Raw genomic sequence first — 24,492 nt, 5'->3', positions numbered from 1 at the left:
CTCCTTTCGCAGTGAAAGTTCTGAAAAAATCAGAACTTTCACTAACCGCCATTATTTTGAAACAATCTCATCCAGTCTGTCTGCAGCATCCTGTACTTCCGTTTTGACATTTGAACCCATCAGAATATTTTCCATCATTGGTTTCATAACATCATTATCGATCTGAGTTCCATATTCGTACCCAAGATGCCAGTCTCTGCCTATGGAAGAGGCCTCTGAAACACTGTTTAATACCTCATTCGATTTGATATCTTTATCTTCAAGCAGTGAATATGACCAAACCGGGAAACCATTGCGTACTGACCATTCCTTAAGAACGTCATCTGTCAGCCAATGTGCCATAAACTTATAGACCGCCTGCCGGTCAGCATCCTCTGTCCCCTTCGGTATCATGTAAGAACAGCCGCCCTCTGCCGAGTATGCTCCATCGCTTCCTGATGGCATGGCTGCAATCCCATAATTCATGCCCAGATCATTGAGAATATTGATGTTCCACGGACCCGCCAGACACATGGCAATCTGTCCTGACTGGAACATCGTGTCTGCTTCAGCAGAAGCCAGACCGTCCGGTGATACGCCAGCCTGCTTTAATTCCTGAAGCCAGGTAAGTGTTTCAACATTTGCATCTGAATTCAAAAGATTTTCGTTTGTGGCTGTATTAATCACATCTCCGCCATTTCCCCATAGATACTGCACATAATATCCAAAATCAACCGGCATGGCCAGTCCATATTTTCCTTCATCCGCACTGGTCAATGCCTTTGCACACTCTTCAAGCTCTTCAAATGTAGAAGGGGGAGCATCCGGATTCAATCCTGCATCTCTGAACATATCTTTGTTGTAGTACAGATACTGCAAATTGTACTGCATCGGGACACCGTATAATTTATCCCCCACATAGGATTTCGCTACCACATTTTCATAATAATTGTCTTCATTCGTATTGGTGGTTTCCCAAAAATCACTGATATCTTCCAGTGACTCGTTATTCACATATTCCTGGATGTACTCAATACCCACCAGGATAAACGAGGGTGCAGTGCCTGTAGATATGGCTGCGGGAAGCTTTGATTGAAGAGTATCGTTGTCCATGATATCCACTTCTACCTTAATCCCGTCTTCATTTGTCTCATTATAGTCATTGATAATTTCTTTTAAAACGTCACCGTCAGAGCCTGTGAACACAGTCCACAGCGACAGCTTCGTTTCATCTGTTTTGGTGCTTTCATCCTTTTTTGTCTCCTGTTTTGTGCAGCCTGCAAACAAGGAACACACCATTGCACACGTTAGTAAGATACTGCTGATTTTCTTAAATTTCATAATATCCTCCTCCTATAGAATTCCTTTCTTTGTTAAGTGGATTTTAATATAAAAACCTTAAATTTCTCTTAAAAACTAGAGGTTTTTTTGCACTTTAACCTATTTTTCTAATAATCCCATGATTTTTTTATATTTTTTGCACAATCTCTTGATTTTTCATTTTTTACTAGATATATTGTATTAGAGGTGATTGAATGAAAGTTTTGATTATTGAAGATACAAAACCCCTGGCGCAGACTCTCGCCGATCTGGTCGGAGAAGCAGGACATTCTGCCGATCTTGTTTTTGACGGTGACACCGGTCTTGAATATGCTAGAGGCGGTTTATATGATGCAATCGTATTGGATGTCATGCTCCCCGGCATGAACGGCTTTGAAATACTTAAAAGTATCCGAAATGAAAAAATAACAACTCCTGTCATGATGTTAACGGCAAGAGGGGATCTGAAAGACCGTATTTACGGATTAGACAGCGGAGCCGATTACTATCTGACAAAACCTTTTGAAACAGAGGAGTTCTCCGCCTGCCTCCGTGCCATTATGAGAAGGCAGAGCCCTATCATTGATGAAGATATGTCATTTGATGATATCACGCTCTCGACATCGCTGCATGAGTTAAAATGCGGTGACAAATGCATTAAATTAAATTCCAAGGAATATGAGCTTTTACGTCTCCTGATGCTGAACCGAAACAACATACTCTCTAAGGACATAATCATCAACAAAGTCTGGGGTTATGACTCTGATGCGACATATAATAATCTTGAGGCCTACATCTCTTTTCTCCGCCGAAAGCTGCATTTATTATCTTCTAATGTGACAATCTGTATCGCCAGAAAAGTAGGATATTATCTAAAAAGCAGATAGATATTCCATTCCCTAAAGATTATAAAAGGAGACACATGATCAAAAAGCTGCGTAAACAAATCATTGCCACTATCATGAGTGTATTTTCGATTCTGCTGCTTATTATACTTGTAAGTATCTTTATTTCTACCAAAGAAACTTTAGAAAGCAGCTGCTGGGATAAGCTGGAATCAGCCATCTATAAAACCTATTCCAATAAATCCCCGCTTGTTCAGGACACATCCCTGCCTATACTTGTTGTCACAGTAGATTACAAAAACAATGTAAAACTGCTGGTGAATGACATAGAAAATCTTTCAACAGATGATATAAGAGAGCTTGTCCATGAAGTATTGACCAGCAAATCCAAATCATCCATAATTGATGGACATTTACGTTTTCTTAGAAAAAGTATAGGCATCTCCGACATCCGGGTTGCCATTGCGGACATACAGACAGAACAATCGCTTCTGAGAAAACAGTTTTGGCAGCTGTTAATCATTGGAGTCATTTCAATCCTTACCTTTGGGATCTTAAGCATTGTGTTATCTGAAAAATTGACAAAACCGGTTCAGAATACAATCTTGTCTCAAAAAGACTTTATAGCCAATGCCTCACATAAGCTCAAAACACCTCTGACAGTAATACTGTCAAATTCTGAGATGCTGCTAAATATGGACGAAAACTCTGACAGGGCGGACCACTATTCCCGGCAAAGATTGAATTTTATTCACAGTGAATCCTTAAGGATGAAAGACTTGATCGAGCAGCTGCTCCAGCTGGCAAAACTGGACAGTTCAACATTGCCGGTCCATAAAGAAAAACTGGATTTTAGTTTTCTTGTATGCAACAGCATTCTTACATATGAACCTATTATATACGATTTAGGAAAAAATTTAGATTTTAATTATATAGAAAATATTACTGTATTGGGAAATGCTGAAAGTCTGAGACAGGTTGTCGACATCCTGATTGATAATGCAATAAAGTATTCCACCCCTGAAACAACGATATATGTTTCACTGACGGCTGCCAAACGAAACGTACAGTTTACCGTTGAAAGCTATGGAGAGCCTATCGGTCCAGGAGATATGAAGAGAATCTTCCAGAAATTCTACCGGATTGGTACAGACTCCGCAGGTTATGGACTTGGGCTCTCCATCGCCCAATCGATCATAGAAGAACACAGCGGCTCCATCTGGGCGGAAACTGACGGAGCATCTAAGAACAAATTTATCGTTCAGCTTAACAGCGTTACAGATTGATACAGGCAAAACGAACGCGAAAAAAGTCCCGCCCAAACGGGGCGGTGAATTAAGAAAACATTGAAGCAAGGGACGGTATAGCCAAACGGCTATGCCGTTCTTTGCTGTTTTTGAGTTGTATTTTGGGCTTTTTCTTTTGCCCGTTCAAAATCAAATGCACCGATGAAGTTATAAACAATCGTGATTTCCCTTGTCTTGGATTTCTTATCGGTATGGGAAACCTCGATACGGTCTATAAACTCCCGCAAAATGGAAGCGTCAAGTTCCTGCATATCGGTGTACTTCTTTACGACGCTGATAAACGCCTTAACGTTGGTTTTTTGCTTTTCCTGCTGCTTGATTTCTTCCCGCAACACTTCTGCCATTGATTTTAAGTTTTCCTGCTCCAACTCATAATCACGGGACATTTTGATAAACCGTTCATCTGATAATTTCCCGGTTACATTGTCCTCGTATAAATGCTTGAACAGGTTATCCAATTCGGCAATCCGGCTTTCGGCTCTGGAAAGTGTTTCGCGCTTGCGAGAAAACTCCGCGTCGCGCTCCCGTAAACGGCTGTCCGCTGCTTCTTGGATAAACTCGGCTTCGTACTGCGTTACATACTCGATTGCTTCCCGCAAGTTCCGCAAAACAATTTCGTGCAGGACAACATTTTTAATGGAATGGGTCGTACACAAATCTTTGCCTTTCCGATAGGTCGAACAGATAAAATACTTCTGTTCTTCGGTAAAGTTCGTTGCGCGGCATTGATACATCTTGCCGCCGCACTCTGCACAATAAAGCAGCCCGGAGAAAATACCCATATCGCCCATTTTGGTAGGACGGCGGCGTGATCGGCGTATGTTCTGCACAATGAGGAATACGCTTTCTTCCACAATCGGCGGCTGCGTGTTCTCAAAGATCACCCATTCCGACGGGTCGTTCCACAACTTCTTTTTGCTCTTGTAGGATTGCTTGCGGGTCTTGAAGTTTACGGTATGCCCTAAATACTCTATGCGTTCTAAAGTGCGGGAAACCGTTTCATTTGTCCATTTATATGGGTTAGCCGTTGGCTTGTTGGTAACAGGCCGCCCCTTTGCTTGGGAGTAAGCTGTCGGATTATAGATTTCGTGCTTTTCTAACCATTTTGCAATCTGCGTCGGTCCCATGCCGGAAACGCACAATGCGAAAATCTGCTGCACAACGGCTGCGGCTTCCTCGTCTATAATCCACTTCTTTTTGTTGTCCGGGTCTTTCATGTAGCCGTAAGGCGGGATTGTGGTAAGATGTTCGCCGGATTTACCTTTTGATTGCCAAGTAGCGCGTATCTTCTTTGAAGTATCGCGGGCGTACATCTCATTGAACACGTTGCGGATTGCGGTAAACTCATTTTCGCCCCGCGTACTGTCTACTCCGTCGTTGACAGCGATAAAATGCACGCCAAAATCGGGAAACAGCATATCGGTATAAAAACCGACTTGCAAATAATCTCGCCCAAAACGGGACATATCCTTGACGATAACGCGCTTGATTTTCCCCGCCTTAATATCGGCTAACATACGCTGAAAGCCGGGGCGGTTGAAGTTTGTACCGGAATATCCGTCGTCCTCGTCATAGTGCCGATAGGCAGTAATCCCATGCTCCCGGCAGTACCGTTCCAAAATCTTCTTTTGGTTTGCAATACTGTTGCTCTCGCCCTCTAATTTGTCCTCTTGCGAAAGTCTTTCATATAAAGCCGTTATACCCTCGTCCTGCGTGTCCTGCTGCTGATCGCGCACATAGAATTGCAAGACATTGTTTGAAATGACTTCGCGGACTTCCGCGCTTAACACTTTGGGGGCTGCAATCTGCTGAAAGGAAAAAGTGTTACTCATCTGCGCTCACCACCTTTCGCGGCAAGTGCAGCGTTCCCGTTCCGGCTTGCGTAGTAAAGAAGTCTTTGCATTTGATTGTCAAGGTACAAAGTATCTGTTTGAAGTGCCGCACGAAAATAGTATGCGGTCAATTTATCCGACTGTTTCATGTTACCTCCTATTCCGACAGCCGGACAAACAGGTTATATATATTATACCACATAACCCGCCGCCCGTCTGCAATAGGAGAGTATTTTCGGCATTATACCGGGCTTTTTTCTCGTTTTAGGTCATTGTGGATTAGGCGGCGTACCTTTGTCGCGGCGTCCTCTTTTACACCGTCTTTTACAACGGCTTTGACGATATAGGTTATATCCCCGATCTTGTATTCGCGTACAATCGGGGATTTTGCTTCTTGTTTATTTGTTTGTTCCATAGTAGAAAATCCCCCTTTCGTGGGATAGAAAGAGAATATTAAACTGAAAAGGCAAAAACGGGCGGTTGTTAGCTGCAACCTCACGGGAGTTTCACCCCGGCCCATGCTTATGGGTGCGCCGCGCAATACTTTGAGGGTGTTCAACGCGGGAGTATCATTGTGCCGCCTTGTATGTCGTCGCCCACAAGCTGCTAAACTTGTTTTACGGCGAGGTAGTTCTCGCTCGGCTTTCCCCGTAGGGGGAAAAGCTGTCATGGCGTACCCGCCGACTGGCTCGGTACAGACGGAATGTACCCGTTGCCTGTTATGCTGCGCACCAAAGGCCGCTTTCTTTGTCAAAGAACAATAGGCTTTGTCGGCCTGCAAAAGCACATCAACAGCGGATATGCTTTTGCGGAACGACAAATAGCCCATAACGGGAAGCGTGGAAAGGGGACACGCTCCCCGCATGGGCTAAAAGATTATCCTACATGAAAAGCAAGGGTGCGGGTAATAAGGCGCACTTGCAGCCTGTTACGCATTTCCTCGTCCACATAGGAATAGGTATTGCCCGCGTCGTCTTTCAGCGTGCGGGTACAAAGTTTCGCTATGTAACCCTCGTAGTGCTTCAAGATCGCGCACATGGCGGTTGTGTCGCCGTTTGCCGCTGCGGAAATGACAGGGAACGGCAACAGATTTTCAGACTTCCTAACGGTATTCATCATCTGCTTTTCCCTCCAAATACTGTTTGATTTTCGCAAGCGCGGATTTCCTGTGCCGGAAAACCGTCGTGCGTACAACATTCAGCAGTTCGCCAATTTCCGCGTCGCTCATATCCAAGAAGTAGGACAAAAGGATAATGTCGCGTTTCCTTTCGGGCAAAGCGTTAAGGGCTTCGGCAAGCAGTTCATTTTTGACGAGTACATCAAAGCCGGACACTTGAAAACGGAAATAATCGCTTTCGTATTCGTCCGTTGTGAAAAGCTGCGCGAGTTCGCTTTCGCTCAAATCCGAAAAAGTAACTTCGCGTGCTGCGCGTTTCGCAAGAGTGCGACGGTGGCTTTTCGCTTCGCCGACCAAAGTTTTCTTTGCTAATGCGTCGTACTGATGTTGTATTCTTTCCTTGTCGGAAGAAGATAGCTCCATAGAGTTCACCTCCTTCCCGCGTGGAGTAGAGGACGGGAGTTAAGGGCTTGTCCTCTCTGCCCCTTTCGCTCCGTACCCGTTCGGGAGATGGCTCTTGAGTGCGCTTTTCAGAAAAAAGTTGAAAAAAGCAAAATGCGCCCGTCCGCAAGACGCGGACGGGCGCAAAGGAAATGTAAGCAGTAGCTAAATGTATTGACAGTTCACATTCATAGCCGGAATATCCCGCTTGCGGAGCATAGCTTTTTTTGACCGCAAAGCATTAGGCGGGTTACAGTAAATAAAAATGGACACGGCGATACCTCCCCGATACCGCCGTATCCTTAAAAAAGGGCGACTTTAATACACTACCCGCAATCCATTCTATAATAGGGAACAGCGGCTTTTGCGCAATATTAAATAAAAAAGCCGATAACACATAGGTTTTTTGACCTAATGCGTTATCGGCTCTGCGTCTATGCGTCTGGCACTTTTAATCATTTTTTTTTGAATTTATTATATGTGTTAGCTAACTGTCCACAAGCCGCGTTAATCTCTCTGCCATGAGAAACTCTCATAGTAACTTCAAGTCCTGCTTGCTCTAATTGATGTTTGAATGCAACTATTTCCCGTTTCTGTGGTGCTTTAATTCTTGAATTGCTTGTTGGGTTGTATTGTAACACGTTAATCATAACTTTTTTGCCCCGAAACCATTTTGCAAGTTGTCTTACATCTGAGGGCCGGTCATTTATACCCGGTAAAAGCAAATACGCAAAGACAATTTTGCGATTATGCCTTTCAGAATAGGATAAGGCTTGCTTAACAACATCTTCAATAGCATATATGCGCATGTGAGGAATAATACGATTTCTTGCAGATTGTGTTGCTGCGTGTAAAGATATTGTCAACTGAATTTTAAGATGTTCCTCGCGCAATTTTTTTAATTGATCGACCGGACCAACTGTTGATATGGTAATGCCGTCGGTTGGAAAGTTGAGCCCATATCTATCTCGGAGAATATGGATTGCTTTTATCAAGTTGTCATAATTGAATAAAGGCTCTCCCATACCCATAAAAACGATACGGTTTACTTTTCGACGCAACAATATAATCTGTTGTACGATTTCTGACGATGTTAGATTACGAACAAAGCCATTTCGCCCGGACTCACAAAAAATACAACCAACAGGACAACCGACTTGTGTGCTCACGCAAACAGTTCCACCATCTCGCCGCTTGATAAAAACCGTTTCAATGTATTTGTTGTCTTTCAGTTCGTAAACATACTTTTCAGTATCACTGCTTTTGCAAATATTTTTTACCAACATTGATAGATTTTTTTTGCGTGGTAATTGCTTATATAATTCTTCATATAAGGCTTTTGCTTCATTCTCGCCAATAACTTCCGACATTTCTTTGTAAGTAAATCCGTATGGATCATTCCGTACTTCCGCAGGCGTATATTTAGGTAAACGTTTCATTTTTATATCCTTTCTTCTAAATAATAAAAGTTTGTTTTTCTGTATTTTTGATTACAATCTCTAATTTTTCTACATCAATGATATGCGTCAATTTGCATTTAGGGCAGAAAAGAGGAAAATCTTTTAATACAGTATTATGAAATACTTGAACTCTCGTCTTTCCGTTACAAATCGGACATTTTATCCAATATTTTTTAAGCATTATATTTCACTCGTCCTTTTTACACAAAAAAATGCAGGTCAATCCTCAACATGAGCATTGACCTGCATTTATAATGCACAGAGCAGTACAACAAAACTAAGGCATAGCTTGCACTATGTCTATACTATATCTATACGTCGTTAGTTTTTTGTATAGCATCCGCAAAATAAGCATGACAAAAAAGCCCATGTTGAAAATGGGAAAATCCTTTTTTTCAATGCTTATCTAATACGCATGCTATGCAACATAAACGCCGCCTCCTTTTACATAAATTTTATTTTATCAGAAAATCAGTCTACTGTCAATACACAACAGGAAGTATTTAACCTAATGATATGAATTGTGTGGACATATCCAAAAAGAAAGGTGAACTGTAAAATGTAACAGGGTGAATGAAAATGGCAAAAAGACCCGTACCATTGTACGACTTTAAGGCTTTCGGGGCAGCTATAAAAGCCGCGAGAAATGAATACGGCGAGAGCCGCAAAAAGGTAAGCGACGAGTTATATATTTCCCCGCGCTACCTTGCGAATATCGAGAACAAGGGACAACAGCCGAGTTTACAGGTATTCTATGACCTTGTAACCCGGTATCATATTTCGGTAGATCAATTTTTCTTCCCGAACAGCAATGCGGAGAAATCCACCGGGCGGCGGCAGCTTGACGCGCTGCTGGACGGTATGAGCGATAAAGGCATACGGATTGTAACCGCAACAGCAAGGGAGATAACGGAAGTCGAAAAAGCAGAGGATTAACCTCACAATATGAGAAATCGGGAGATTGCAGCGCATGGCGGCTGCAATCTTTTTTTGCGTCCAAAATCAAAGGAACGCGCAACAAATACCGCCTTTCGGTGGGGGTATGGAGTAGATAGCAAGCACAGCAAACGAGTACCCGTTTGCGGAAAATGCTTGTTGGGATAATCCCAAACCCTTATACCGAAAGGCGGTGCGGAAATGGAAAACCGAAAGAGAAATATACAGATGAAGTTTTACGTTACGGAAGAAGAAAAGCGGCTGATCGACGAGAAGATGAAGCAGCTTCCCATAAAGCAGTATGGGGCATACTTCCGTAAAATGGCGATAGACGGGTATATTCTTGTCGTTGACCGAAGCGACACAAAAGCATATATCCGGGAACTGCAAGCGGTGAGCCGGAACATCAACCAAATTGCAAAACGCGCCAATGCGACGGGGACGGTTTACAGGCAGGATATAGAGGACATTAAAAAGGCGGTGGACGAGATATGGCGGTTACAAAGACGCACCCTATTAAATCAACCTTAAAGGCTGCGATAGACTATATCTTAAATCCCGAAAAGACAGACGGGAAGCTGCTTGCGTCCTCTTTCGGCTGCGGGCTGGAAACCGCCGATATTGAGTTTGCATGGACGCGGGAAGCTGCCGGAGATCGCGGCACACATTTAGGGCGGCACTTGATACAATCCTTTGCGGTGGGAGAAACCACACCGGAAGAAGCGCACAAAATCGGCATGGAACTTGCCGGGGCGGTATTAGGCGGCAAGTATGAGTTTGTTTTGACAACTCACGTCGATAAAGACCATCTGCATAATCACTTGATTTTCAACGCGGTTAGCTTCGTTGACTACAAAAAGTACCATTCCAACAAGCAAAGCTATCACTTTATCCGGCGCACCAGCGACAGGATATGTAAAGAGCATGGGCTATCCGTCGTCGTACCGGGACAGGACAAGGGAAAAAGCTATGCAGAATACACCGCCGAAAAGCAAGGGACAAGCTACAAAGCAAAGCTGAAAACGGCGATAGATACTCTCATTCCCCAAGTGAAAGATTTTGACGAACTGCTGCGCCGCTTGCAGGAAATGGGGTATGAAATCAAACAGGGCAAATACATTTCCTTTCGCGCTGCCGGACAGGAACGGTTTACCCGCACAAAGACGCTCGGCGCGGCCTATACGGAAGAAGCGATAAAGGAGCGTATCAAGGGCGTGTATGTTGCCAAAACAAAAACGCTGCGGGAAGATAAGAAAATCCGGCTTGTCGTCGATCTTGAAAACAGTATCAAAGCCCAACAGTCGGCGGGCTATGAACGGTGGGCAAAAATCCATAATCTGAAACAGGCTGCTAAAAGCATGAACTTCCTAACCGAAAACAAGATTGAGTATTATAGCGAACTTGAAAGCAAGATAGCCGATATTATGACCGCTCATGACGCGGCGGCAAAGGCGGTTAAGGAAGTGGAACAGCGTATGTCTGATTTGTCGCTGCTTATCAAGCACACCACCACATACCGACAGTTAAAACCGATTTACGATGAATACCGAAAATCGCCGGACAAGGAAAAGTATCTGCGGGGGCATGAAAGCGAAATTATCCTGTTTGAAGCTGCGGCAAGGGCATTAAAGGAAATGCAGATAAAGAAGCTGCCCGATCTCGCCGCGCTGCGCAAGGAGTATAGAAGCTTAAACGACAGGAAAACCAAATTGTATGAAGATTATCGGCAAGCCAAGAAGCAAATGCAGGAATACGGCGTTGTCAAAAAGAACGTCGATAGTATTCTTTACCCGTCCCAAAGCAGGGCGCGGGAGCAGGAGCGATAAGGCGCAAAACATGGGGTGGCAAGTGGAATGTTAAGGGCTGAAAACGCCTGTGTTTCTGCGGCTTCCAGCGCATGAAAACGACATAGACGATAAAGTATATTCAAACCCGCAAAAACGGCTTTCTAATTGTCCACGCAAGGACAAAAAAAGAACAGGGGCGCGGTGCCGGAAATCGGCAACCGCGCCCCTGTTCTCTATGGGCTATTCCTCGTCGGTCAAGATAAACTCCCTTTCGGAAAACTCGCTGTCCGTCATGGCTTGCAGCTTGTTCACCGCTGCGGCGGCAAGCTGGCGCATATCCTCGTCCATGTAGGGCATGGCGGCAAGGATATTTTCAAGCGTTGTTTCCCGGCTGTCCTCGGCGTAGATCGCAACAATGTTTTCTTCCTCAATGGTAAAGCGGGTATTCATGCTATCAAACCTCCAAATCCTTTTTATGCTCTTTCTGTTTATCTTTCGGCTGCTGCGCCGCCTGTTTCTTGTATTCGTCCAGCTTCTTCAAAATGGACGGTTTTTTCTGCGGCTGTTCCCGTTTCTCGGCTTTTACCGCTTTTGCAAGGTCGGTAACGGAGATCGCTTCGCCCGCCTTTGCCCGCTGCTCCAAATCCGCGACGGTGGGCGTTTTCGGCGTGTTATTGATAAGCCCGTCAAAGTTGTTGTCGTTCTGCTCTACAATGTCCTCAACGTGCTTTAAGGGATTATCCCGCTGCGGCTGCTCGGCGGCTATGGCAAACGCCTGTGTACCATTCCCCATAATGAGATACTTCCCGTCCTCCGACGCATGGTGAAAACCAAAGCCCGCCGCTTCGATCTGTTCGCGGGTCATATCGGTAATATGAAAATTGCCCCTCGGCGTTCTAACGGTTTCACCCGTCATAAGGCTGTCGGGGGTCGCTTCCGGCTGCTGCTTTTCAAGCTGCCCGTCCTTGTAGGAATAGCCTTGCGCCGCGATTGCTTCAAGGGTCTTGCCTGTAACGTCGCCGTAAATCCGCTTGTCTGCGTCAACCAGCATTTGCAAGGTATCTTTTACAGTATCGGACAAGGCTTGCTGCTGTTCGGGCGGTAACTTGTCAAATACGGGGGGCTGCTGCTCCTGCTCGGCTTGCCGCTGCTGCTGCAATTCGGTAAAATGCCCCTCAATCTCGGTAATGAGTTCCTTTGCGGTCGCCTGTATCGTTTCAAGGGACGCTTTTAATTCGGTCATTTCCTTGCCGCTGCTCCACCCGGCAACATACCCGAAAGAGTAATCCGACGTATCAAGCCCGAAATGCTGACACACCGTATAGGCAACGCTTTCAGCCTGTACCTCGCGGCTGCGTCGGTCAACGCGGTTTTGTTCCTCCGGCGGGGCGTTTAAGTCCACGTCATGCAGCTTCGCATGGGCGATTTCGTGAATGGCGGTCTTTACCGCCTGTAACTCGCTCACGCCCTCTTTGATAGCAATTCGCTTATCGGTCAAACTGAAATATCCGTTTGCGCCGTTGGTGATCTGCTCAAAAGCAATCGGAACGGGGGACGCTTTTTCAAGGGCAGCGAAAAAGTCCTCGTACTGTTCCACATCGGCAAGCAGCGGTTTAACGGAAAGGTCGGGAAACTCCTTGCCCTCGGTCTGCGAAATATCAAAGACGGTTATAACCTTAAAGGCGGGGACGGTGATTTCCTTTTCTTCCTTAATCGCTTTTCCCTCGCGGTCAAGCATGGGCTTTCTCGTTTCGGGGTCGATTTTATCAACCAGCTTTTTCACCTTGTAGGGTGCGGGGGCAAAGATTTTAATGCCTTTCTCGCCTTTCTTTACATGGCGGTCAAACTCCTTTTCCCATTGACGGAAGCCCATTACCAAATTGCCGCCCTGCATGGCAATCAAAATCGTATTGTTCAGACTGTAATCATGAAACTTTGACATAGCGGTTAAAAACTCTTTATAGCGGTCGCTGTCAAAAATTGCTTGTACGCCTTGCTCCAAACGGGCGGTAATCTCCTTTACCTTTTCGGCGGGCTTTTCAGAAGTAAGGATAATGGGGACGACGGGGCGGGGCTGCTGCGGCTCGGCGGTCTGTACGGCTGCTTGCTGCACTTCGGCTGCGTCCATATAGGTCTTGTCCTGTTCGCTGCGCTCCGGCTGCGGGTAACTCATAATCTTGTATTCCTCCGGCACTTCGCGCCCCTCAAACTGCCGTTCCCACTCGTCGCCGCTTTCCACGATATAACCATATTCGGTAAACGCGCCTTTTTCCTGCGCGGCGGCATTTCTTCCGAAAGTAGTAAGGTCAATGCCGCCTTTCCATTCTTCGGGCATTTGTACCATGCCGGATTGATTTAAGTAATAGTCGCCCAAATCGCGGTAGGTATGTACTTCGGGGATATGGACGTAAAAATCCACGTTGTAGGTGAAGTCAATTACCTGTCCAATATTTGCAAGCCCGTTTTTCTGCTGCAAAGCTGCGTTCAGCTTGCCGATCTCGGCGGGGTCAAGCTGTTCGAGCCGCGCCGCAAGGAAATTGAGTTCGTCCACGTCGGCGGCGCATACCATTTCATAAGGCAAGGCAATATGTTTCTCCGGGTCGTCGGAATAGCCGCGAATGGAAAAATCCTGCGGGTTATCGGCGGTAATGCCGACGCTCTGCATAGCGCCCTGTAACTGCTCCTTTGTGGCGGGCATATCCAGCCAATAGCCGCTTGGGTCGCCCGCTTCAAAGCGGCTGCGGTTGCCTATCATAATAGAAAACTGTTCGCTCATGTGTTCACGCTCCTTTTCCTGCCCGGTATTATCGGGGATAGCTGCCGCCTGTTGCTGCTGCGGGGGTTCCTCACCCTCTATGGTGTAGTCCGGCATGAGCATACCGTTTACTTTGAAATAGTCGGCGTACTCCTGCGGGATAGGCGGGGAGATTTCCGTAAACAAGCGGTCATACGCTTTGATACGCCCATTCAGATACTTTTCCATAGCTGCCTTGTCGGTGAAAACCTTTCTATCCTGTCCGGCGATCTTCGCTTGGGTTCTGCTTGGGCTGTTGGTTCGCACGCTCCATGTAAGCGTCCATGAATACGGGATAGATTTCTGCGCTTCTTGGTTGTAGCGGGTATTTTCGTAAATGTAGTAATTCATCTGATATACCCGGTTGCTGCGGGTGTGGCGGTTATACTCGTTTTCCTGCCACTCGTTCGCGGTGTGCTGGACGTGCGGCGTTCTCACATATTCCAATGCTTTATCCAGCAAAAGCGTTTTCCCCGCCTGTTCTTCCCATGCGGCGGCTTGCTCCTTTAAGCTGTCAAAAATCGCCTGTTCTGCCGCCGCGCTTTCGCTGCGCATGGAAAGTAGCTGCGCAATCGGCAAGGAAGCATAAGGGGCAATATCCCCGTCCTTTGCTTCAAAATATATCCGGCGTTCTATCCGCATGGTTTCGGCGGCTTCTAATTTGTCATGGTCGTATGAGGTGTACGGCATATTGTTTCATCACGTCCTTTCTCGATTTTTAAGGGTTTGGGACTATCCCAACAAGCAAAATGCCCGCGCTTCCCATAGAGCAGCGCGAGCATTTCTCGCAAACGGGTACTCGTTTGCTGTGCTTGCTATGTAGTTGTTTTTATCCGTAAACGCCTGTTTCTTTCGCTTTCCGCTTTCTGTCTGCGGCGTATCTTTGCCGCGCAATCGGGACAGTATTTCGCCCGGTTGCTGCCCGCCGCAAACGTGCTGCCGCATACCGCGCAACGCTTCAAATCGGTTTCCCCGCTGCGGGTGATCTGTTCGCATAGCTGCCTGTCTGCGGGTAAAACCGCTTCGCGGAAATAACGGCATAACAGCGAATAGCTGATACTCTGCACACAAACGCAAGTTTCCCCGTCGTCCAATAGCAGACAGTTCCCGCAATCGTTGTTGGCGCACGCGGCGCGGGTCATTTTCTTAACGGCTCGATACTGCTTTTCATCAAGCCTAATCATTTTCGGTTCTGCTCGACGCGGAAGTTTACATACTTGCCGCCTGTGTCGGCAAGCAGCACAACCCCGTCAAAGGTCTTTCCTGTTTTGGTGGAGTACATACCTTTGATTTTTACCTTTCCGTCTTTCAAAAGGGCGGCGGCAATCGCCTTTGTGAAAGCCTTTTTGCGCTGCTCAAAAAAGCGGTCATTTTTCCACATAACAAAGCTGCACGCCCTGTCGGAACAGTAGTAGTTTTTCTTGCCCTCGTAAACCGCCGCGCCGCAACGGGGACAAGTGCCGATTGCTTCCCGCTGCGGGGCAAACAGCTTCGCTTTATCTTCGGAAATCGCGGAATAGGTTTTGACAAGTCCCGCTGTCATTTCCTCAATCCCGCGCATGAAATCGTCTGGGCTGTCGCTGCCTTTGGCAATCCCGGTAAGGCGGGTTTCCCATTCTGCCGTAAGCTGCGGGGACGTAAGGACTTCGGGCAGAATAGCGGCAAGGTTATACCCGTCCTTTGTGGGGATTAGCTTTTTGCCCTTGCGCTCGGCAAAGCCCGCGCTAATGAGTTTTTCAATGATACCCGCCCGCGTTGCGGTAGTGCCTAACCCTTTGCGCTCCGCGTCCTCCGGCGTGTCCTCCTTGCCCGCGCTCTCCATAGCCGAAAGTAACGTATCTTCGGTATATGCTTTTGGGGGCTGCGTGTAACGCTCGGAGATCTCCGCTGCCGGATTGTCAAAGGTCTGCCCCTCGGCAAGCGGCGGCAAAACGGCTTCCAGCTCTGCGTCCTCGTCCTGTTCCTCGGACGCGGCGCGGGACAGCTTTTCAATCTCACGCCACCCCTCGCAAAGCGTCGTCCTGCCCTTTGCGGTAAAGGTATAACCGCCGCAAGAGATAACCGCCGTAACCGCTTCATATTCATAGGGCGCGGCTGCGGCGCAAAGCAGCTTCGCGCACACAAGGGTCATAAGTTTTGTTTCGCTGTCGGCAAGGGAAGAAAAGCCCGCTTTCAAAAACTCGGCTGTCGGCAAAATAGCGTGGTGGTCGGTTACTCTGCTGTTATCGCAAACCCTTGTAAGGCCTGCTTGCAGCTTTACCCCCTGCATAAAGGGAAGCAGCGAACAAAGCCCGGTAATGAGTTCCTTTGTGCTGCTCTGCATATCGGAAGTGATATATTTGCTGTCGGTGCGGGGATAGGTCAAAAGCCGCTTTTCATAGAGGGCTTGCGTATAATCAAGGGTCTGTTTCGCCGTAAATCCATACAGGCGGTTAGCTTCGCGCTGCAACGCGGTAAGGTCAAACAGTTTCGGCGGGGCTGCGGTCTTTTTCTCTTTTTTGAGGGAAGTACAAACGGCTTGCGATTTCTCGCAAGCCGCTTTCATCTGCTGCGCTGCCGCTTCGTCGTCCTGCCGTTCCGAAAGGGCGGCAACGCCGCCAACGTCCAGCCGGACAACATGATATTTCTCTTTCTTAAAGCTGCTGATTGCATAGTCGCGGTTTACCAGCATAGCAAGGGTGGGCGTTTGCACTCTGCCGACATTCAATGTTTTATGGTAGAGGATAGAGAAAAGGCGGGTCGCGTTAATGCCAATGAGCCAATCGGCCTTTGCTCTGCAAAGCGCGGATTGATAAAGGTTGTCGTAGCTGCGCCCGTCTTTGAGATTAGAGAAGCCCTCGCGGATTGCGCTTTCTTCCATGCTGCTAATCCAAAGGCGGGAAAAGGGCTTTTTGCAATTCACCTGTTCATAGACAAAGCGGAAAATGAGTTCTCCCTCGCGTCCGCTGTCGCAAGCATTGACAATCTCGGTAACGTCGCTGCGGTGCATAAGGTCTTTGAGAATGGAAAACTGCTGCTCCTTGCCGCTGGCAACAATAAACCGCCACTCCTGCGGGACAATGGGGAGATCGTCGTACTTCCATTTACGGAATTGTTCATTGTAGGTCGCCGCGTCTGCAAGGCTAATCAAATGCCCGATACACCACGACACAAGATAACCGTTGCCCTCAAAATATCCGCTGCGCTTTTCATTCGCGCCCATAACGGCGGCAATCGCCGCCCCGACGCTCGGTTTTTCTGCAATTACAAGTTTCATAGATTGTCGTCCTCCTGCTCGGTCTGTTCGGTTTCTACTTCTTCCGTTTCCTCGTCGTCCTCGTCAAAATCAAGGTCGTCAAGGTTGCTGCTGCCTTTCGCCGCGTCCTTTTTGGGCTTCAAAATCTTAAAGTAGTAGAACGCGCCGCCGCCCGCTGCGGCAACAAGCAGCACGACAAGCAGAATACCCATGCCGCCGCCTTTTTCTTCTTCCGGCGGCTGCTCGGTTTCTTCCGGCTCCGGCTCGGCTTCCACGCCCGCGCACTCGCTCATATTGACGCTGCAAACGGGGCAAGCGGTGTTGACGCTTCCGACAATACATTTTTCGGTGCAGCTACAAACGGGGGCTTCGGTCTGCCCGTCCTCCATAAGGGCGGTTAAATCCGCTTCGTCCACTTGGTTAAGGAAATGGACGGTGTTTTCCCCGTCCTCGGCGCGGTCAATGATGATGTAAAAATAGTTGCCGCTTTTGGTTACGACGGTGATAAACTGCTTGTCGCCGGACGCTTCCCCCGTAATATCGTCCACAAGGGACATATTACCGTCCGGGGTAAGGGGCTGCGGCTCATAGCCGCCCGTCGTTTCCTCCGGCTCGGTTTCCGGTGGGGGCGTTTCCTCGGTTACAGGGGTAGGCGGCAAGTCGCTTTCAGACCCGCCGCCCGCGTATGCGGTAACAGAAAGGCCGCACATGATAACCAGCGCGGCAAGCAATACGGTAAACTTTCGGATTAGCTTTTTATTCTTCATTGTCGCTGTCCTCCTGTTCGGCGGGGTAAGTGGCTTCCGGCTGCGGCAAGGTGATTTCGCCGCTGGCGTAAGCGGAGAGGAACGCGGCAAGCTGCGTCCCGTCAAGGTGTACTGCCTTTACCATTTGCACGATCTGTGCGTTTTCTTCCTCGACTTTCTGCGCTTCAAGGTCTTTCAGCTTCTTTTGGTATTCAAGGATTTTTGCCCTCGTTTTCTCAATATCCCTTTCGATACGGTCAAGTTTCGTGTTCGCCATAGTCATTTACTCCTTTCCAAACTGTTCTTTCCATGAATAGCTGCGCCCCAATCCCTTAACGGTTTTAAGATAGGGCATAGCGTTTTCTTCCAAAGCCGCCGCCCGGTTAAATAGATCGGGATAGTGTTCTTTGAGATATAAAATCTCTTGTTTCTTCATGCTCGGACAAAAGAAACAGGACGATTTACCCGGCTGCGGCAATCCTGCCGCTTTGATTTCCCGAATACAATCGTCCCTGTTCCAGCCCCATTCTTCAATGAGAGGGTAGCGGTTATGATATTTTTTGTCGGCTTCGTTGTACTTGCGGGAATGTTCATACCGTTTCACTTCTCCCGCGTCATAGCCGATATAGCGGTTGACTTTCTCGCCGCGCTGCCATACTTCGCGGCAAGGCGCATAGTGGTTGCAAAACTTTTCCTGCGGTGCGATTTTGTGTTTCTGCGAACAACGCTTATGCCCGTAGGCAATCGACGGGAGCGTATGAGAGCGCAAGCACTCGGTTTCAAGAGGTAGGCGGTTGCCGTAGCGGTCAACATACTGCACAACGGTAATCTGCGGCATACCGCGTTCCGCAAGCCATTGATTGATTACCTTAACAAATTGATAGGTATGCGGGTGTTCCGCACCCGTATCGGCAAAGGTGATAAGGTCAACCGGGATTTTGTGCTTGTATAGGCCAATAAGTAAGGCGGCACTATTCGTGCCGCCGCCAAAAGATACAATATTCATTTTTCAACTCCTTTTAGTTGTAATGTAACCGCCCGTAGGCGTAAAAGTGGGATTGCCAATAGCTGGTGTCCAGTCTTGAATACTGGATAGGGTCGCCACAATGCAGCATGACGGGGCTTCCGTCCCCGTCCTCGCCCACATAAATCCCCACATGGGAAACGCCGGGGGTATCGTATGTACCCGTAAAGAAAACCAAATCCCCCGGCTGCGGGTTAGAAACAGGGGTTGAGATGTTGTAAAGCCCTTGCGCCCCAAGTCTGCCCGTATTGTATAGGCCGCTGTTCGTCAACACATAACTCACAAATCCGCTGCAATCAAAAGAGGTTTCCGGGGTGCTGCCGCCCCACACATAGGGAAAACCGACGTATTTATCCGCTTCCTCCATGAGCCGCGCAAACTTTTCATCGGAATTAAGCAGCGCGGTGGGTACTTCGTAATCGGCGGGCGGGTTTTCATAGTATTTTGAAACATAGCCGGATTGCGGGAACAGATCGGGACGGTTGCCAAGGGACGACATATAGATTGCATATAGGGACAACTGTTCTTCCCCCATGATATAAACGGGAACATGGGAAAGGTTGAAGTTTTCCAAATCCACATGAAGAATGTAATAGTTATAGGGTACTTCAACTTCGTATTCGTTGCCCTCGCTGTCCGTCCGCGTTTCGGTGCGGTAGCGTACCTCGACTTCCTCCGTAACCGTCAAGATATACTGTTTCTCAAAGAGCATTTCAAGGGTGCTTTGCGCTTCATCGAGAGTAAACACGCCCTCATGCAGCGCGGAGAGGATAGAGATTAGCACATAGGGGTCATGCTCGATCTCGTCCGCGTTTACCCGGTATTCGTCGTAGCCGGGGTATTCGCTTTCGATATTGTCCAGCATATCTTGTAACTCGGCTTCCATAGCGGCATACGCGCTTTCCGCGCCCGTTATATCCGCGTCCTCGGAGAGATAGGACGACGCAATCAAACCGCTGCCGCTGTTGCCGCCAAAAAGGGAACAAGAGGACAGCCCGCCGAAAAGCAGCAGCACGATAAAGGCAATCCCGCCCACAATCAAGCAGCCTTTCCAGTGCCGGACAACAAAGAACGTCGCCCGTTTGGTTTCCTGCGCGGTTTTCTTCGCCGCCTTTGCGGTGGCTTCGGCGGTCTTTTTCACTTTGCCGCCCGCTTTCAGCGTTTTTGCGTATTGCTTTTTAATGCGCTGCTTCTGCCAAAAGCGGGAAATGGGGTTGGAGTGCGCAAGAGCGGGGTTATCATGCAACGCCTTTTGATAGAGGAAATCGGCGTTTGCCTTTACCGCCTTTTTCTCCGCTGCCGCCGCTGCCCGGTAGGGTTTCAGCTTATGGCTGCGTATGCTGCGCTTTGCTGCCCGCGCCGCCATGCCGCCCGCTTTCTCGCCCGCAAGTTCTACCCGGTGCCCGCTTTCCACACCGACGTTTTCTTTCTCTACCTCGTAGATTTTCCCGTGTACGGTACTGTTTAACTCCTGCGCCGGACGGGATAAGGGGTTATGCCGCAACTTGCCGTTTGGGGGCTTATCGGTCTTTTCAAAGGAAAGGCGCGTTTTTGCCTTGCCTTTCGCTTCGTCAAAAACGCGCTCTTTCTTGATTTTGGTCTGCTTGGGGATAGCTGCCCGCGCCGCATCTAAACGGCCTGCCGCCTTGTCCGATTTCTTAATTGCCTTTTGAAGTTCCGGCGTTGCCCGTTCCGCTTCGGAAAACTGCAAGCGGGAAGTATGGTTTTTTAGCTGCGCCGCGTCAAGGGCTTTTTTCTCCGCGCCTTTTGCCGCGTGTCGTTCAACCTCTGCGCCGATATGCTGCACAACCTTTTCCGCTGCCGCCCCTGCGGGGGCTGAATAGTTTTCCTCCTGCGGCCTTTCGCTGATACTGGACGTTTCGCCCGTCGTAAGGTTTTGTGCAACCGCACCGTCGCGGGTCATTTTCTGCGTTACCTTGTCGGGGGCTTTCAGTTCCTTGCTCAATCTTCATCACCTCCAATCCGCTGTTTTGCAAGTTCGCAATAGTTGGGGTTTAACTCAATGCCGATATAGCGGCGGTTAAGCCGCTTTGCTACCATGCCCGTCGTGCCGCTGCCGAAAAAGGGGTCAAGGACAATCCCACCCACGGGACAGCCCGCCAAAATGCACGTTTCCGCAAGTTTGGGCGGGTATGCTGCGAAATGCCCGCCATGATACGCGACATTGTTGATCTGCCAAACGTTGCGGCGGCTGCGGACGGGAGAAATCAACTCGTCGGCGTATGCGCCCTTTTCGCGGGGGCGGTTGATTTTCTGCGGTTGGTTTTGCCCCGGAACAGTAACGTTATACTTGTTTCCTTTGCTAACTCCGCTTTTCAGCCGCCCCGCCGTTGTGGGTGCTATCGGCTCGGCTACCGCTTGCCAATCGTAGTAATACTTCTTTGACTTGGTAAGCAGAAACACATATTCATAGCAGCGGGTCGGCCTGTCCCGCATGCTTTCCGGCATGGGGTTTGTTTTGTACCAGATAATAGAACTGCGCAAATACCAACCGTCGCCCCGCAAGGCAAGGGCTACAAGCCACGGAATACCGATTAAATCTTTCGGCTTGCAGCCGGGGGCGCGGTGGTTGAACGCCACTTGCTGCCCGTTCCTGCCTTTGGGATATTTAGGGTCTTGGTGGCCGGCTTTGCTGCCTGTGCCGCAATAAGTGTCTGCGATATTGAGCCAACAAGTACCCTCCGGCGCAAGCACCCGCTTTACCTCATGGAAAATCGCTGTAATGCGGGAAACATATTCTTCCGGCGTTGCTTCCCGCCCGATCTGCCCGGCTGCGCCGTAGTCTCGCAAGGCATAGTAGGGCGGGGACGTTACGCAACAATCAATACAGTTATCCGGCAAGGTTTGAAGCACCTGCAAGCTGTCGCCGCAATAGATTTTATCCGTTTCTATCCTCATGCCGACACCTCGCCGGGTTTGGTCGTCATGACGCGGTACAGTTCCGTGTCCTGCGGGAAACGGTCAATAAACGGCAAAATCACGTTGCCGTAGAAAATAAGCCCCTCGCCCGCTTCGGAATGGGTTACATAGGTCATTTGCTGCTGCGAAATATTAAGCTGCTTTGCAAGGATTTCCCTGTCGCCCTGCGCTTGGTTGAGCATATACACAAAGTCCGAGTTTTCAAAGATGTTCTCCACCTCGCGGGACGACAACAAATCTTTCACGTTTTGGGTGATACCTGTTGGAATACCGCCCCATTTGCGAAAACGCTTCCAAATCTCAACGCTGTACGCTGCGGTCTGTTCCTCTTTGAGCAGCAAATGAAACTCGTCGATGTAGTACCGCGTCGCCTTACCCTCGCTGCGGTTTATGGTAACTCTGTTCCAAACTTGGTCTTGGACAATGAGCATACCGAGTTTTCGTAGCTGGGTGCCGAGTTCTTTAATATCAAAGCAGACAAGGCGGTTATGAATATCAACGTTTGTCCTATGGTTAAACACATTCAAGCTGCCGTTTACATAGAGTTCCAATGCCGACGCGATACGCTGCGCTTCCTTTTCCGGCTGCTTCTTGATTTCATTGTAGAGGTCGCCCAAAATCGGCATATTCTCTGGCTTCGGGTCTGCAAGGTAGCTGCGGTACACGCTGATAACGGCGCGGTCAATCAAGGTCTTTTCAACCGCTTCCAGCCCATTTTTGCCGCCCATAATGAGTTCGCAAAAGGAAAGGATAAAATCGCTCTTTAAGGCTATGGGCGTGTCGCCCTCGCTGTAATTGAGGTTTATGTCCATCGGGTTAATGTACTGCGTGCTGTTCTGCGAAACCTTGATAACCTGTCCTTTCAGCCGTTCCACAAGGGGGTAATACTCCGCTTCCGGGTCGCAAATGATAATATCGTCTGCGGTAATGAGAAAAGCGTTGGTGATCTCGCGCTTTGCCGAAAAACTCTTGCCGCTGCCCGGTGTGCCGAGGATAAGGCCGTTTGGGTTTTTCAGCCGTTTTCTGTCGCACAAAATCATGTTATTCGATAATGCGTTTAAGCCATAATACAACGCTTCGCCGCTTTGGAACAGTTCTTGTACCGTAAAGGGGACGAAAATAGCGGTGCTGGAAGTCGTCAAGCCCCGCTGGATTTGGATTAGGTTTTCGCCCAATGGGATAGAGGACATAAGCCCTTGTTCCTGCCGATAGTCAAGGCGGGTGAGCATACAGTTGTATTTCTGCGCGATACTTGCGGCACTGAATACGTCGTTGTCCAATTTCTGCTTTGTGTCTGCCACATTCAAAACTAACAGCGTAAGCAAAAACATTCGCTCGTTCCGGCTCTGCAAATCCCGCAAAAGGTTTTTCGCTTCGCCGCCGTAGGTGGCAAGGTCGGACGGGATTATATCCATGTCGTAGCCGCTGCGGATTGCCTTTTTCTGTTCCTCAATCTTCATGCGGTCTAAATCGGTGATTTTCCGCTTAATAGTCTTGATTGCTTCGTTGTGGTCGATACTCTGAATGTGCAGATTGACGACAATCCCGTTCTCCGCTTCCATGAAGTCGGCAAGCATACGGTCTGAAAGTTCCGGCGCGGCAATCTGCAAAAAGGAAACCGCGCCAAACTTCCCGCCCATTTGAAACATTCGCCCGTCGCCAAAACGGAAAGAGGACGGGGCAATAAAGTCTTTGACGGAAAGGCCGCTTACGGGTAGCCATTCCCATGCAAAATTGAAGCGTTCCCCGTCCGGGTGGAAAAGCCCATGCAGCACTTCAAGCCGCTGCTTCCCGTCCAGTACCCGCGCCGCCGCGCCGATCACCTTAAAATGGTTCAGCGTGTCCGTTTCGATACGGGCAAGCCGCGCCCGCGCCGATTTAATATCTTTTGCTTCAATGGTAAAGGTGAGAAACTTTGTCTTGATAAGCCCGTTGTTGCCGCGTTCAAGCTGCGTTTGCAGCATTTCGGTGTATTCGGCTCTGATACTGTCAAAGTCGTCATTCTGCGGGGCAATCGTGATACTACTCTTAAAATCTTCCTTGTTCGCATGGCGGCTGATTAAGGAAAGCTGCACGCTGATAGAAGCGTCAAAAGAGTTATACATATCGCAAAGGGCTTCAAAAATGGCGGTCTTGTCGTCCGGCTGCGCAAGTTGATAGTTAATATCTTCAAACTCAATGCACTTGGAATACCGCCCGTTTGCAAGGCGGCAAATCCCGTCCTTATACATTCGCTCAAACGGTATGCTGTCCTGCGCCGTATGGGGCTTCCCGTCGCCCTTTGCCTGCCGGATAAGCGCGTCGATCTGTTTCTTTTCCTGCCGCGTAAGTTTACGCTTTTCGTTTTGGGTCTTTCCCTTTTCCTTTGACAATCGCCCGTACCTCCTTATCTAATCGCTCCTGCCGCGCAAGGGCAGTATAAAAATTGTTGGTCTGATAAGGTCGCTCTTTGGGGCGAAGAAACTTCACTTCCACAAATTGCCGTATAATCACTTCCAGCGGTTGCCCGTTCTTCTCGTACATAGCGAGTAGGAACATAGGCAGCATGGCAAGCACCATGCACAAAGCCGCCGTTGTCGTTCCCGCGCTGTCCTTTGTCAAAAAGAATAGCGGTAGCCCGATAGCCACCGCCGCGCCGAAACAGAGTAATTGTCTTTTGGTAAGGTTAAACATTACCTTGCTTTTGATTTTGGTTAAATCCTTTGGGACGGTTACATACGCCATAGTCC

General features: G+C 48.5%; 23 protein-coding genes. 5 read left to right on the top strand and 18 right to left on the bottom strand.

Annotated features, from left to right (window positions below; translation table 11 throughout):
- Positions 1-51: 51 nt before the first annotated feature.
- Complete coding sequence (locus MWG26_RS02540) at positions 52-1,320, bottom strand: ABC transporter substrate-binding protein (protein ID WP_025654508.1); 1,269 nt, start codon at positions 1,318-1,320, stop codon at positions 52-54.
- Between the two features lie 194 nt (positions 1,321-1,514).
- On the opposite strand from MWG26_RS02540, the gene MWG26_RS02535 reads away from it, so the two are divergent.
- Together MWG26_RS02535 and MWG26_RS02530 are read left to right on the top strand one after the other, a co-directional pair.
- On the top strand, positions 1,515-2,186 hold the full coding sequence (locus tag MWG26_RS02535; RefSeq protein WP_025654507.1) for a response regulator transcription factor: 672 nt from the start codon (positions 1,515-1,517) through the stop codon (positions 2,184-2,186).
- A gap of 35 nt (positions 2,187-2,221) precedes the next feature.
- Complete coding sequence (locus MWG26_RS02530) at positions 2,222-3,430, top strand: sensor histidine kinase (RefSeq protein WP_025654506.1); 1,209 nt, start codon at positions 2,222-2,224, stop codon at positions 3,428-3,430.
- 89 nt (positions 3,431-3,519) lie between these two features.
- Here MWG26_RS02530 and MWG26_RS02525 read toward each other — a convergent pair whose 3' ends face one another.
- From MWG26_RS02525 to MWG26_RS02500, 6 genes are all read right to left on the bottom strand, one after another.
- Entirely contained in the window at positions 3,520-5,283 is a 1,764-nt protein-coding gene (locus MWG26_RS02525; protein ID WP_118520950.1) for a recombinase family protein, read from the bottom strand.
- Between the two features lie 241 nt (positions 5,284-5,524).
- The gene (locus MWG26_RS02520; protein WP_226855230.1) at positions 5,525-5,698 is read right to left on the bottom strand and encodes a transposon-encoded TnpW family protein; all 174 of its coding nucleotides are present in this window, start codon (positions 5,696-5,698) and stop codon (positions 5,525-5,527) included.
- Positions 5,699-6,159: 461 nt separating this feature from the next.
- Entirely contained in the window at positions 6,160-6,402 is a 243-nt protein-coding gene (locus tag MWG26_RS02515; protein ID WP_002604473.1) for a helix-turn-helix domain-containing protein, read from the bottom strand.
- Positions 6,386-6,823, bottom strand: a complete 438-nt coding sequence (locus MWG26_RS02510) for a sigma-70 family RNA polymerase sigma factor (RefSeq protein WP_002604474.1) — start codon at positions 6,821-6,823, stop codon at positions 6,386-6,388. The genes MWG26_RS02515 and MWG26_RS02510 overlap by 17 nt, the downstream gene beginning before the upstream one ends.
- Before the next feature lie 473 nt (positions 6,824-7,296).
- Positions 7,297-8,280, bottom strand: a complete 984-nt coding sequence (rlmN, locus tag MWG26_RS02505) for a 23S rRNA (adenine(2503)-C(2))-methyltransferase RlmN (protein ID WP_002584956.1) — start codon at positions 8,278-8,280, stop codon at positions 7,297-7,299.
- Between the two features lie 16 nt (positions 8,281-8,296).
- Positions 8,297-8,482 (bottom strand): cysteine-rich KTR domain-containing protein, encoded by a 186-nt coding sequence (locus tag MWG26_RS02500; RefSeq protein WP_003431289.1) that lies wholly within the window; start codon positions 8,480-8,482, stop codon positions 8,297-8,299.
- 398 nt (positions 8,483-8,880) lie between these two features.
- On the opposite strand from MWG26_RS02500, the gene MWG26_RS02495 reads away from it, so the two are divergent.
- The 3 genes from MWG26_RS02495 to MWG26_RS02485 all read left to right on the top strand — a co-directional run bounded on the left by MWG26_RS02495 (position 8,881) and on the right by MWG26_RS02485 (position 11,063).
- On the top strand, positions 8,881-9,237 hold the full coding sequence (locus MWG26_RS02495) for a helix-turn-helix transcriptional regulator (protein ID WP_002584957.1): 357 nt from the start codon (positions 8,881-8,883) through the stop codon (positions 9,235-9,237).
- A gap of 201 nt (positions 9,238-9,438) precedes the next feature.
- Positions 9,439-9,768, top strand: coding sequence for a plasmid mobilization protein (locus MWG26_RS02490; RefSeq protein WP_002584958.1), 330 nt, complete (start codon positions 9,439-9,441; stop codon positions 9,766-9,768).
- On the top strand, positions 9,729-11,063 hold the full coding sequence (locus MWG26_RS02485) for a relaxase/mobilization nuclease domain-containing protein (protein WP_002584959.1): 1,335 nt from the start codon (positions 9,729-9,731) through the stop codon (positions 11,061-11,063). Before MWG26_RS02490 ends, MWG26_RS02485 begins: the two co-directional genes overlap by 40 nt.
- Before the next feature lie 201 nt (positions 11,064-11,264).
- Here MWG26_RS02485 and MWG26_RS02480 read toward each other — a convergent pair whose 3' ends face one another.
- The 11 genes from MWG26_RS02480 to MWG26_RS02430 all read right to left on the bottom strand — a co-directional run bounded on the left by MWG26_RS02480 (position 11,265) and on the right by MWG26_RS02430 (position 24,487).
- Complete coding sequence (locus tag MWG26_RS02480) at positions 11,265-11,474, bottom strand: transposon-transfer assisting family protein (RefSeq protein WP_002584960.1); 210 nt, start codon at positions 11,472-11,474, stop codon at positions 11,265-11,267.
- 4 nt (positions 11,475-11,478) lie between these two features.
- Entirely contained in the window at positions 11,479-14,508 is a 3,030-nt protein-coding gene (locus MWG26_RS02475) for an antirestriction protein ArdA (protein ID WP_244062690.1), read from the bottom strand.
- A gap of 125 nt (positions 14,509-14,633) precedes the next feature.
- Complete coding sequence (locus tag MWG26_RS02470) at positions 14,634-15,002, bottom strand: cysteine-rich VLP domain-containing protein (RefSeq protein WP_007860200.1); 369 nt, start codon at positions 15,000-15,002, stop codon at positions 14,634-14,636.
- The gene (locus tag MWG26_RS02465) at positions 14,999-17,074 is read right to left on the bottom strand and encodes a type IA DNA topoisomerase (protein ID WP_118555756.1); all 2,076 of its coding nucleotides are present in this window, start codon (positions 17,072-17,074) and stop codon (positions 14,999-15,001) included. Before MWG26_RS02465 ends, MWG26_RS02470 begins: the two co-directional genes overlap by 4 nt.
- Positions 17,071-17,820, bottom strand: a complete 750-nt coding sequence (locus MWG26_RS02460) for a DUF4366 domain-containing protein (RefSeq protein WP_118555757.1) — start codon at positions 17,818-17,820, stop codon at positions 17,071-17,073. The genes MWG26_RS02465 and MWG26_RS02460 overlap by 4 nt, the downstream gene beginning before the upstream one ends.
- Positions 17,810-18,076 carry a DUF4315 family protein gene (locus MWG26_RS02455; RefSeq protein WP_118555926.1) on the bottom strand — a complete coding sequence of 89 codons (267 nt, stop codon included), beginning with the start codon at positions 18,074-18,076 and terminating at the stop codon, positions 17,810-17,812. The genes MWG26_RS02460 and MWG26_RS02455 overlap by 11 nt, the downstream gene beginning before the upstream one ends.
- 6 nt (positions 18,077-18,082) lie before the next feature.
- Positions 18,083-18,805 (bottom strand): phosphoadenosine phosphosulfate reductase domain-containing protein, encoded by a 723-nt coding sequence (locus MWG26_RS02450; RefSeq protein ID WP_118555758.1) that lies wholly within the window; start codon positions 18,803-18,805, stop codon positions 18,083-18,085.
- Between the two features lie 13 nt (positions 18,806-18,818).
- The gene (locus MWG26_RS02445) at positions 18,819-20,789 is read right to left on the bottom strand and encodes a C40 family peptidase (protein ID WP_118555759.1); all 1,971 of its coding nucleotides are present in this window, start codon (positions 20,787-20,789) and stop codon (positions 18,819-18,821) included.
- On the bottom strand, positions 20,786-21,742 hold the full coding sequence (locus MWG26_RS02440) for a DNA-methyltransferase (RefSeq protein WP_118555760.1): 957 nt from the start codon (positions 21,740-21,742) through the stop codon (positions 20,786-20,788). The genes MWG26_RS02445 and MWG26_RS02440 overlap by 4 nt, the downstream gene beginning before the upstream one ends.
- Entirely contained in the window at positions 21,739-24,135 is a 2,397-nt protein-coding gene (locus MWG26_RS02435; RefSeq protein ID WP_118555761.1) for a VirB4-like conjugal transfer ATPase, CD1110 family, read from the bottom strand. The genes MWG26_RS02440 and MWG26_RS02435 overlap by 4 nt, the downstream gene beginning before the upstream one ends.
- On the bottom strand, positions 24,095-24,487 hold the full coding sequence (locus MWG26_RS02430; protein WP_118555762.1) for a PrgI family protein: 393 nt from the start codon (positions 24,485-24,487) through the stop codon (positions 24,095-24,097). The genes MWG26_RS02435 and MWG26_RS02430 overlap by 41 nt, the downstream gene beginning before the upstream one ends.
- Between the last annotated feature and the right edge of the window lie 5 nt (positions 24,488-24,492).

Source organism: Faecalicatena contorta (assembly GCF_022835095.1).
In the GTDB taxonomy this organism is placed as follows: domain Bacteria; phylum Bacillota; class Clostridia; order Lachnospirales; family Lachnospiraceae; genus Faecalicatena; species Faecalicatena contorta.
This window is presented reverse-complemented; position numbering and strand designations above follow the sequence as displayed.

What these genes read in the sequence shown, in the direction of transcription:
- MWG26_RS02485 (WP_002584959.1), top strand. Translation starts at nt 9,729, where the DNA reads ATGGCGGTTACAAAGACGCACCCTATTAAATCAACCTTAAAGGCTGCG.
- MWG26_RS02490 (WP_002584958.1), top strand. Translation starts at nt 9,439, where the DNA reads ATGGAAAACCGAAAGAGAAATATACAGATGAAGTTTTACGTTACGGAA.
- MWG26_RS02460 (WP_118555757.1), bottom strand. Translation starts at nt 17,820, where the DNA reads ATGAAGAATAAAAAGCTAATCCGAAAGTTTACCGTATTGCTTGCCGCG.
- MWG26_RS02495 (WP_002584957.1), top strand. Translation starts at nt 8,881, where the DNA reads ATGGCAAAAAGACCCGTACCATTGTACGACTTTAAGGCTTTCGGGGCA.
- MWG26_RS02465 (WP_118555756.1), bottom strand. Translation starts at nt 17,074, where the DNA reads ATGAAACTTGTAATTGCAGAAAAACCGAGCGTCGGGGCGGCGATTGCC.
- MWG26_RS02510 (WP_002604474.1), bottom strand. Translation starts at nt 6,823, where the DNA reads ATGGAGCTATCTTCTTCCGACAAGGAAAGAATACAACATCAGTACGAC.
- MWG26_RS02440 (WP_118555760.1), bottom strand. Translation starts at nt 21,742, where the DNA reads ATGAGGATAGAAACGGATAAAATCTATTGCGGCGACAGCTTGCAGGTG.
- MWG26_RS02500 (WP_003431289.1), bottom strand. Translation starts at nt 8,482, where the DNA reads ATGCTTAAAAAATATTGGATAAAATGTCCGATTTGTAACGGAAAGACG.
- MWG26_RS02470 (WP_007860200.1), bottom strand. Translation starts at nt 15,002, where the DNA reads ATGATTAGGCTTGATGAAAAGCAGTATCGAGCCGTTAAGAAAATGACC.
- MWG26_RS02540 (WP_025654508.1), bottom strand. Translation starts at nt 1,320, where the DNA reads ATGAAATTTAAGAAAATCAGCAGTATCTTACTAACGTGTGCAATGGTG.
- MWG26_RS02475 (WP_244062690.1), bottom strand. Translation starts at nt 14,508, where the DNA reads ATGCCGTACACCTCATACGACCATGACAAATTAGAAGCCGCCGAAACC.
- MWG26_RS02535 (WP_025654507.1), top strand. Translation starts at nt 1,515, where the DNA reads ATGAAAGTTTTGATTATTGAAGATACAAAACCCCTGGCGCAGACTCTC.
- MWG26_RS02515 (WP_002604473.1), bottom strand. Translation starts at nt 6,402, where the DNA reads ATGATGAATACCGTTAGGAAGTCTGAAAATCTGTTGCCGTTCCCTGTC.
- MWG26_RS02525 (WP_118520950.1), bottom strand. Translation starts at nt 5,283, where the DNA reads ATGAGTAACACTTTTTCCTTTCAGCAGATTGCAGCCCCCAAAGTGTTA.
- MWG26_RS02450 (WP_118555758.1), bottom strand. Translation starts at nt 18,805, where the DNA reads ATGAATATTGTATCTTTTGGCGGCGGCACGAATAGTGCCGCCTTACTT.
- MWG26_RS02520 (WP_226855230.1), bottom strand. Translation starts at nt 5,698, where the DNA reads ATGGAACAAACAAATAAACAAGAAGCAAAATCCCCGATTGTACGCGAA.
- MWG26_RS02455 (WP_118555926.1), bottom strand. Translation starts at nt 18,076, where the DNA reads ATGGCGAACACGAAACTTGACCGTATCGAAAGGGATATTGAGAAAACG.
- MWG26_RS02480 (WP_002584960.1), bottom strand. Translation starts at nt 11,474, where the DNA reads ATGAATACCCGCTTTACCATTGAGGAAGAAAACATTGTTGCGATCTAC.
- rlmN (WP_002584956.1), bottom strand. Translation starts at nt 8,280, where the DNA reads ATGAAACGTTTACCTAAATATACGCCTGCGGAAGTACGGAATGATCCA.
- MWG26_RS02530 (WP_025654506.1), top strand. Translation starts at nt 2,222, where the DNA reads ATGATCAAAAAGCTGCGTAAACAAATCATTGCCACTATCATGAGTGTA.
- MWG26_RS02430 (WP_118555762.1), bottom strand. Translation starts at nt 24,487, where the DNA reads ATGGCGTATGTAACCGTCCCAAAGGATTTAACCAAAATCAAAAGCAAG.